This window comes from Lacticaseibacillus manihotivorans DSM 13343 = JCM 12514 (assembly GCF_001435035.1).
Classification (GTDB): Bacteria; Bacillota; Bacilli; order Lactobacillales; family Lactobacillaceae; genus Lacticaseibacillus; species Lacticaseibacillus manihotivorans.
Genome location: NZ_AZEU01000247.1, coordinates 12,706 through 21,394 on the forward strand (window position 1 = coordinate 12,706; position 8,689 = coordinate 21,394).

The window sequence follows — 8,689 nt, forward strand, 5'->3', positions numbered from 1 at the left end:
CAGCATGATCATCGATACCAGACATCATTTGCATGATAAAAGCCGAGACAATTATTATCTCGGCTTGGTTGATCATCATATGCTAGTGCGTCAGTGCGCGTTTAACACCACGTTGCTCGAAGTCTTTTTGGTAGTTGGTCAAAGCGGTGTAGATCTTGACGGCTTCTTCGTCGTTGCCTCGCAGTTCGAACAAGCCGATCACTGGCGAATTGAAGCGGCGGGCATAGTGCTTGGCCGTCAAGCCGAATTGGGCATTGAAGTTGCGATTGCCAGAGCCGACAATCCCGAGCAAATTTTCGGTGTTGCCAGCATCGAGTTCATCGCGAAAGTCCAAGGTCATCACTTCTTGATAACCGTTGTTGATGCCATCGCCACCGTCTAAATAAGTCGGCACCATTGCAAAAAACGGGTGATCCATAATGCTGACGTCGACAGATTCAGAGTATTCCACGGCGTTGATTTGATAAGCGTCAGCGTTTTTTGCGTGTTGTTGGTCAGCGTAAGCACACAGCCGCTTCACAAACGCGCGGGTGTTGCCAGAAATCGAGACATAAAATAAATTGATCATTTGTCGTCCCCCGCAGTTGGATCAGAAATGACGTCGATGTTGTAATCATCATCGCTCATCGCTTCGACTTGGCCTAACAAGTAACCATTACCAACTTGTGAGAAGAAGTCGTGGTTGGAGGTGGTGGTGTTGATCCCGTTCATGATGATCGGGTTAACATCAGACGCAGTAGTTGGGAACATGCTGTCTTTGCCCAGGTTCATTAAAGCCTTGTTAGCATTATATTCTACAAAAGTCATGACTTCTTTGGTCCAGCCGACTTGGTCGTAGCAAAGGGCGGCGTATTTTTCTTCGTTGGCGTAAAGCTTGTACAACAAGTCGTAAGCCCAGTCGTCTTGTTTTTGCTTTTCAGCGTCGGACAATTGGTTATAAGCAATTTGATATTTATAGCCGATGTAAGTGCCATGCACAGATTCATCCCGCAAAATCAGCTTAATAATTTCAGCGACGTTGTTGAGCTTGTTATTACCTAAATAATACAGGGGGGTATAGAAACCAGAGTAGAACAAGCAAGTTTCCAAGAAGACATTGGCGACTTTTTTATGCAAGGGATCTGGGTCGTTGCGATACAAGTCGACGATCCACTTGGCTTTGTTTTGCAAGTATTCTTCAGAGTCGGACCATTGGAAAATTTCATCGATTTCAGGTTGCGTGTTCAACGTGGAGAAAATGGTGGAGTAAGACTTGGCATGGACTGATTCCATGAATTGGATGTTGTTGAGTACCGCTTTTTCATGCGGGGTGATGGCGCCAGTGGTCAACGCGCGCATCCCGTCTTGGCTTTGCACCGTGTCCAATAAGGTCAAGCCACCGAAAACATGGCCGACCACCCATTGATGGGTATCGTCGAGTTCGCGCCAGTCGTCCATATCATTTGACACCGGCACGCGGGTATCCAACCAGAACTGCTCCGTTAATTTTTCCCAAGTTGCTTTGTCGACAGCGTCTGAAACGCGGTCCCAGTTGATCGCCTGATAATTTTCCATAATTGATGTGCATCCTCTCTGAATTGACGTTAAAATGTCAGTTGCGCGTAAATTTTACCACAGCTACGCACAAGTCAAAAACCGCAAGATGTTGTTTGTGATTTGACCGTAACCACAATATACAGTATCATAGCATTATTCTCAATGCTAAAAAACAAAGGAGCGTTCGCCATGGGCCTCAAAGCCATCGATCCAGAACAAGTGACGTATTTCAAACTCAATAATGAAATTAATATTCCGGTGAATGGGCAGATCCCATTGGCCAAAGACAAGGAAGCCTTGGCTGCTTTCTTCAAAGAAAATGTCGATCCCAATACCTTAACGTTCGACAGCCTCAAAGACCGCTTGGACTATTTAGTTGACAACAACTACTATGAAGCAGACTTTTTAAGCAAGTATTCGCTTGAATTTATGGAACAACTCCGCGATTATTTGGCCGCGCAAAACTTCCACTTCCAATCCTTTATGGCCGCTTACAAGTTCTACGCCCAATACGCGTTAAAAACTGACGACAATGACCATTACTTGGAATCTTTTGAAGATCGCGTATTTGCCAACGCCTTATTCTTCGCTGACGGTGACGAAACCCTCGCCCAAAGCTTAGCCGATGAAATGATCCACCAACGCTACCAACCTGCCACGCCGTCATTCTTAAACGCAGGGCGCGCGCGCCGTGGTGAATTGGTTTCTTGTTTCTTATTGCAAGTGTCTGACGACATGAACTCAATCGGCCGGGCGATCAACTCCGCATTGGAACTGTCGCGCATCGGCGGTGGCGTTGGAATCACACTTTCCAACCTGCGTGAAGGCGGCGCCCCGATCAAAGGCATTGAAGGCGCAGCTTCTGGCGTTTTGCCGGTGATGAAGTTATTGGAAGATTCATTTTCTTATTCCAACCAACTCGGCCAACGTCAAGGCGCCGGCGTAGTTTACTTGAACGTCTTCCATCCTGACATCATCGCCTTTTTAGGCGCGAAGAAAGAAAATGCCGATGAAAAGTATCGCTTGAAGACCTTAAGCCTCGGCGTGATCGTGCCAGATAAGTTCTACGACTTGGTCAAAGCCGACGCGGATATGTACTTATTCTCACCATATTCTGTGGAACGCGAATACGGTCAGCCTTTCTCTTACATCGACATCACCAAAGAATACGACAACTTGGTAGCCAACCCCAACATCACCAAGAAAAAGATCCGCGCCCGCGACTTGGAAACGGAAATTTCCAAGCTGCAACAAGAATCTGGCTATCCTTACATCATGAACGTGGATACTGCCAACAACGCTTCACCAATTGCCGGCAAGATCATCATGTCCAACTTGTGTTCTGAAATCATGCAAGTGCAAACGCCAAGCGTGTTGAACAACCGCCAAGAATATGACGTGTTAGGTACCGATGTCTCATGTAACCTCGGCTCCACCAACATCCCGAACTTAATGCAAAGCCCAGACTTTGAAAAATCTGTCGACGCGATGGTACGCGCTTTGACCTACGTCACCGACCACTCGGCTATCGACGTGGTGCCATCCGTGCAAAATGGGAACGACTTGGCCCACTCCATCGGCTTAGGCGCCATGGGCTTGCACACTTATTTTGCCAAGCATCACATGCACTACGGTAGCCCTGAATCATTGGACTTCACCAACCAATACTTCTTGTTGCTCAACTACTACAGCTTAAAAGCCTCCAACCAAATCGCCCGTGAACGCGGTGTGGTGTTCCACAACTTTGAAGCTTCCAAGTACGCCGACGGCAGCTACTTTGACAAGTATTTGGATCAAGACTGGTCGATCAAATTTGATTCCGTTGCCGAACAATTCAAAAACATTCACATCCCAACCAAACAAGACTGGGCTGACCTTAAAGCTGCCGTGATGAAAGATGGTTTATACCATCAAAACCGCATGGCCGTGGCGCCAAACGGCTCGATTTCTTACATCAACGATACAAGTTCCAGCTTGCACCCCATCGTTAACCGCATTGAAGATCGCCAAGAAAAAACTATCGGGACGATTTACTACCCGGCTTCTGGCTTAGCTAATGACACCTTGCCATACTATCAATCGGCTTATGACACCAACATGTGCAAAGTGGTCGACGTCTATGCCGCCGCCCAACAACACGTCGATCAAGGTATGTCGATGACCTTCTTCATGCGCTCAACCATTCCCGAAGGCACTTACCCTTGGAAAGACGGTCGCACCAATAAAATGACCACCCGGGATCTCAACATTTTACGCAACTACGCTCATGCGAAAGGCATTAAATCGATTTACTATATCCGTACCTTCACTGATGATGACTCGGAAATCGGCGCTAACGCTTGCGAAAGTTGCAGTATCTAATTTAAAAACCGTTGCCCAATTTTGACATTGGGTAACGGTTTTTCGTTTCAGAAAAGCATATATTTTATAACGATTTCGTAAAGCTTAAAGCCATCACGTTAAGCTGGCTTAAGCTTTGTAACAACAGTTAAGGCTCAGCTCTACAATAGACGTATCAATTCACTTGGAGGTGACCGGGTATGGTCATTACCGCCTTATTCAATCACGGTGCTCGCGAACGCCGCACCGTTGAACGCATCGTTTTACAAAAACTCGCCAAAAATGGTTATCCAGAAACTGCCCTTTTAATGGAAACTGGCTTACAAAAAGCTGAAGTCGGCTATCGCTTGGACTTTGACACTTGGGATACCAACGAACATTACACTGCTCTCGCCACGCGCGACGGCAAACAATGGCGCGTCACCTTACAAATCGGCGATCAAGCGCCACAAGCCCTTCATTAAAAAGCAAACAAACACGCCGCCTAGGCAATTAGGCGGCGTATTTGTTTGTGTGTAAGGTTCATCCGATCAGTTCTGTGACATGGTAGCACATTGATCAGATCTTTTGTTGGATGTCGTCGATCTCAACGACAAGCATCCGAGTCAACCATGGGAATTGCGCTTTTTTGGCGTCAAAGTCGGCGCCTGATTCAACAAAGTGACCACGCCCGGCAACGTGAAAACCAGCGCCTGGCCCCACTGTTCCCTCAACTTCTTTAGAGCCAAAGGTCAACAGCACATGGTTATCGGTAGGAAAATCTGCTTCGATACTGTGCATACCAGCTGCTGGGATCAACAATTGCTGATCTTTCAACGTGATGTATGACATCCAAGTGTTCACCACATGCGCCGGGTTGGCGTTGATCGTGATGATCGTGACTGGTCCTTCGTGTTGCAAGACTTCAAGAAACTTTGCGTTCATAGGCATCCCTCCTCATTGGTATCTGACTATTTAATTGTACGTCATTTAAATGTTACCGGATACATGTTAAATTGTCTGTTTTATTATGCGAGTCTGACATTTCCTGGGAAATGTCCTGCCCGAGTCCAACGTTTTTGTGCTAGAATTGTCAGATAGACACAATCTCGAGGAGGAGCTTGCATGTATACGCCAATTTGGAGTGCCACCACAGTCGAATTGGACCTCAGTCCGTTAAGTGCCCCACCTGATCCTGAAGCTGGCGGGACACAATTGGCGATCATTCAATGTCGCCGTGATTGTTTACTGCGGTTAAAAGGCCGCCCACTGGCTTTAAAAACTGGCGACGTCGTGTTGATCCACAACCCGATGCCAGCCCAACTTGAAGCTTACGGTGCTAACCGGCCGCTACAAGTCCGCTTTTTCATCTTGCCAGTGGCTAACACTGTCGGCATCGGCCCTAACGCGATGATCACCAGCTTTTTACAAAGCACGGACACCGCACATATCGTCTTCCGTCGCATCGCCCATGAATTGACCAATGGCTACTGCGAACAATTGGCGCGCTTGATGTTGATGCAACCACAAGATGGCTACTTACGCTATGAAGCGTCCATGGTTGCCAACTTATTGCTGACAGAATTATCCCGGGCGCGGTTGAATGCGATGATGATCATCGAATCCGACTTCCCAGAAGACAATTTGCGTGGCGCAGACAAAGCCCATCAAGTCGGCTTGATCCTCAATTACATCATGGCGCATATCGACTCTGTCACCTTGAAGTCCGCTGCAGAATACTTCGGTTATGAACCGAACTACTTCTCTCGACTTTGCCACGATTTATTCAAAAAGCCATTCTCAGCCGAATTGCGCTTTATCCGCATGAATCAAGCCAAGAAAATGCTCGCCATGACGGCTCAATCAGTGGCTGAAATCGGCTTTAGCTTGGGTTACAAGAACCCCGCGAACTTCGATCACACGTTCAAAAAACAATTCGACATCACCCCAAGTGCTTATCGGCGCCAAGCGCAACTGGCACAAACCGATACCGATGTCCATTAAACAAAACGAGGCTCAGACAATTCGTCTGGGCCTCGTTTTATGCTCATGATGTCCGGCATCGATAGTGTTTTCGTCCGCCATCAGGCGCCAGTGGTACACTCCAGACCCATTCGGAACTGAAATCATCTCTCGTGGCCGGCCGGCTCCAGAAATCGGCACAAACCGCCGATGTTCTTCCACCTGAATTCAAAGCCAAAAACCGTGTCTTTGAATTCGCCTGAAATATGAGTTGAGCCAGCCAAAAACCAGCTGTCTCAGCTCATATTTCTGCCACGTTCGATGATTTCAGTTCCTGCACTACGTTAAACCACTGGCGCCTGATGACTACGAATCAGATACTGGCAACGTTGATGCAATCATTCATGATAACGAATGACTTCGAAACGTGAGCATGTTTAAACTGTAAGCCTGTGATATCAACCGAGAAAATTTGTGGGCGGAAGCGGCTTGGCAGAACAAGGAAAACTGGACAATTGCCCGTGGCAGTGCAATCAAGTGAAACGCCGGTTTGTGGCGGTTCGCGCAGATTTCACCGGCAGATTTAGAAACAAAGCGGTTTTCTTTGGTTCTAAATCTAGGCGAAAGCTCCTCGAACGGGCTTTGTTCGAGAGCTGCAGCCGGCCGCACCGGCAACTTGTCCAATTTTCCGCAGTGTCGCCAAGACGCTGGAGTTCACAAATTTTCGTGCCGGAGGCAGATTGGTATAGCTGATTGGAAGATTAAATAGACGCTTTCGCTGCCGGACAGCATTTGTATTACGACATGCGCGGCAAGGCTGGGCGATCGAAGTAATAGCCTTTGGTGTAACGGGACTTGATCACATTTTTGGCAAATTCAGCGTCTTGAGAATTCTCCACATCATTGACAATAATGTCGACGTTGACTGCATCACACGCTGCTTGTAAGGCTGCGATTTGGTCTGGGCCTTCAGGGGTGACATACAAGTTGCGCAAATCATTGGCGCGCATTTTCACCCCATCGATCAAGGCGAGGTATGGTTTGAAAGTGTCTAAATCGTTATCTGGGGCAAAGTTCTTCAAGACGATCCGCAAATCGTGCGCATGATAGGCTTTTGACACTCGAGCTAAAGTCTCAATATCTGGCAACAAGGTCAACTCAACCGCCAAAATCGACAACTTCGGCTCCCGATCGCGAAAATCTGCCAAACGTTGTGGCGTATGTGGCGCCACAAACACTTCGGGTAATACATTGATCATGATTCTAGGCGCAGCTTGAGCTTTTAAGGCTTCATGCAAAAAGTTCATTTGCACCAATAGCGGCAAGGCGATCACATCGGGAAAATCCCAGCGGTCATAGTCATCCTCATACTTGGCTAAGATCAATTCGTCATAAACTAATTCCGCAGGCGTCACTTGCGTATCCACCACATGTTGCGTCAACAAGGTGCGGATCGCCATGACGCGCGGCACTTGGTCATGGGCTAACGTATGCCCCATGATGGTGATGGCATCGCGGCCATTATGTTTGCTTTGGTACAAGTTTTCATCGGCGCGAGCATAAAGATCATCAACAGATTCATCCGTAGTCATCATTTTGGCGACGCCGATGGAAATCGTGGTCGGGATCTCAAAGCGGCCGGCTTCGAGCTTAGCCGTGCGCACCGTTTGCCAAATGTCCGTGACGACGATTTCCACTAAACTGTCCGATAGGTTCTCAAATAAAATGTTGAATTCTTCACCGCCCGCGCGGTACAGCGAGTGCTTTCCGGAATACTTGCTCAACGTATCAGACATCACTTTGGCGACACCAGACAACAATTCATCCCCAGTTAAATGGCCATAATGATCATTGACTTGCTTAAAATGATCAATGTCGATCACCGCCATGGTCAACTGCTTGGCTTGTGTCCGAGCCGTATCAAAGACTCGTGGCGCGGTGGTTTGATAAAGTGATGCTGATAAGGTATCCGTTAAGGCGTCATAATGCGCCAGTTGGGCATTGGCGCGGTTGCGCTGATCTTCGACATGGCGATTGTGCATGAAGATCCCCGTCGCACACGCCATGGCGACATACATGATGAGACCTTCCAGTCGAAGGCCCAAACTCAATTGCACACCCAGTGACTCATCAGGCAACAACGTCCAAAAAACCACACCTAAATACGCAAACAACCCGATATGACGCGCCGGATTATAACGAATATCATCGCGATAGCGCCAAATCACCACCACTGCAATTGCGAGTAAAATCAACGATACCGTATATTGCCAACGGTCAAAATGCGGCCGATAGTGATCACTCCAAATCACAAGCAACCCGATCACCCGCCCGCCAAACTCCCACCAAGATGCCGAGCGGTCTAATAGCGTAAACGTCAGCAAAAACAGGCCGATATTATAAAACATGATACTGTTGGTGTACATGATCGCCCCGGCAAAATGAAACCCTAAGCCCAATAGTAAAACCAACACCAATAAGCCGCCACGCAACGCTTTAAATTGCGTGTGGTTGTCATGTTCCGTATCAAACACATAATGCCAAGTCCGACGATAATAGCTGACAAACCCAACGGCCAGCATTAAAACGATCACCAGTTGTAAGATGAATAACCACGCTGGTAGTGGCGCGGTTACCCCAAAGGTGCTTTTTTGTGCTTCCATGTGCGCACTCCCCCCAGACTGCGTGCATTGCATATACAACTCGATTATCACCCATTTTCAACCAAATCTCAATTAATTTATCTTTCCATTGGTTATTTGTAAGCGTCAGCATAGCTTAAATTTATTTTGGGTCACATCGCTGACCTGTTTTTATTCCCCGCGTTTTACAATCAAGTTAGCCACTATCGTTAGCACTCAGACAAAATAAA

The 8,689-nt window shown here is 47.5% G+C and carries 7 protein-coding genes; 3 read left to right on the forward strand and 4 right to left on the reverse strand.

The features are described 5' to 3' along the window. Positions 1 to 82: 82 nt before the first annotated feature. Both FD01_RS12985 and nrdF read right to left on the reverse strand, forming a co-directional pair. A complete protein-coding gene (locus FD01_RS12985) occupies positions 83 to 568 on the reverse strand; it encodes a class Ib ribonucleoside-diphosphate reductase assembly flavoprotein NrdI (RefSeq protein WP_056964712.1) in 486 nt (161 codons plus the stop codon). Beyond that, entirely contained in the window at positions 565 to 1,554 is a 990-nt protein-coding gene (gene nrdF / locus FD01_RS12990) for a class 1b ribonucleoside-diphosphate reductase subunit beta (protein ID WP_056964714.1), read from the reverse strand. The genes FD01_RS12985 and nrdF overlap by 4 nt, the downstream gene beginning before the upstream one ends. A gap of 171 nt (positions 1,555 to 1,725) precedes the next feature. Here nrdF and nrdE point away from each other — a divergent pair, with 171 nt between their 5' ends. Both nrdE and FD01_RS13000 read left to right on the forward strand, forming a co-directional pair. Beyond that, on the forward strand, positions 1,726 to 3,897 hold the full coding sequence (gene nrdE / locus FD01_RS12995; RefSeq protein WP_056964716.1) for a class 1b ribonucleoside-diphosphate reductase subunit alpha: 2,172 nt from the start codon (positions 1,726 to 1,728) through the stop codon (positions 3,895 to 3,897). Positions 3,898 to 4,076: 179 nt separating this feature from the next. After that, positions 4,077 to 4,340, forward strand: coding sequence for a hypothetical protein (locus FD01_RS13000; RefSeq protein WP_054716959.1), 264 nt, complete (start codon positions 4,077 to 4,079; stop codon positions 4,338 to 4,340). 94 nt (positions 4,341 to 4,434) lie between these two features. Here the strand turns inward: FD01_RS13000 and FD01_RS13005 are convergent, their stop codons facing one another. Further along, positions 4,435 to 4,800 carry a hypothetical protein gene (locus tag FD01_RS13005; protein WP_054716961.1) on the reverse strand — a complete coding sequence of 122 codons (366 nt, stop codon included), beginning with the start codon at positions 4,798 to 4,800 and terminating at the stop codon, positions 4,435 to 4,437. Positions 4,801 to 4,980: 180 nt separating this feature from the next. Here FD01_RS13005 and FD01_RS13010 point away from each other — a divergent pair, with 180 nt between their 5' ends. Further along, positions 4,981 to 5,859 (forward strand): helix-turn-helix transcriptional regulator, encoded by an 879-nt coding sequence (locus FD01_RS13010; RefSeq protein WP_056964718.1) that lies wholly within the window; start codon positions 4,981 to 4,983, stop codon positions 5,857 to 5,859. Between the two features lie 755 nt (positions 5,860 to 6,614). Here FD01_RS13010 and FD01_RS13015 read toward each other — a convergent pair. After that, positions 6,615 to 8,480: a GGDEF domain-containing protein gene (locus tag FD01_RS13015; protein ID WP_056964720.1), complete on the reverse strand. Its 1,866-nt coding sequence runs from the start codon at positions 8,478 to 8,480 to the stop codon at positions 6,615 to 6,617. Positions 8,481 to 8,689 lie beyond the last annotated feature (209 nt).

Excerpts from the sequence above, each read along its gene's own strand:
- FD01_RS12985 (WP_056964712.1), bottom strand. The coding sequence starts at position 568 with ATGATCAATTTATTTTATGTCTCGATTTCTGGCAACACCCGCGCGTTT.
- nrdF (WP_056964714.1), bottom strand. The coding sequence starts at position 1,554 with ATGGAAAATTATCAGGCGATCAACTGGGACCGCGTTTCAGACGCTGTC.
- nrdE (WP_056964716.1), top strand. The coding sequence starts at position 1,726 with ATGGGCCTCAAAGCCATCGATCCAGAACAAGTGACGTATTTCAAACTC.
- FD01_RS13000 (WP_054716959.1), top strand. The coding sequence starts at position 4,077 with ATGGTCATTACCGCCTTATTCAATCACGGTGCTCGCGAACGCCGCACC.
- FD01_RS13005 (WP_054716961.1), bottom strand. The coding sequence starts at position 4,800 with ATGAACGCAAAGTTTCTTGAAGTCTTGCAACACGAAGGACCAGTCACG.
- FD01_RS13010 (WP_056964718.1), top strand. The coding sequence starts at position 4,981 with ATGTATACGCCAATTTGGAGTGCCACCACAGTCGAATTGGACCTCAGT.
- FD01_RS13015 (WP_056964720.1), bottom strand. The coding sequence starts at position 8,480 with ATGGAAGCACAAAAAAGCACCTTTGGGGTAACCGCGCCACTACCAGCG.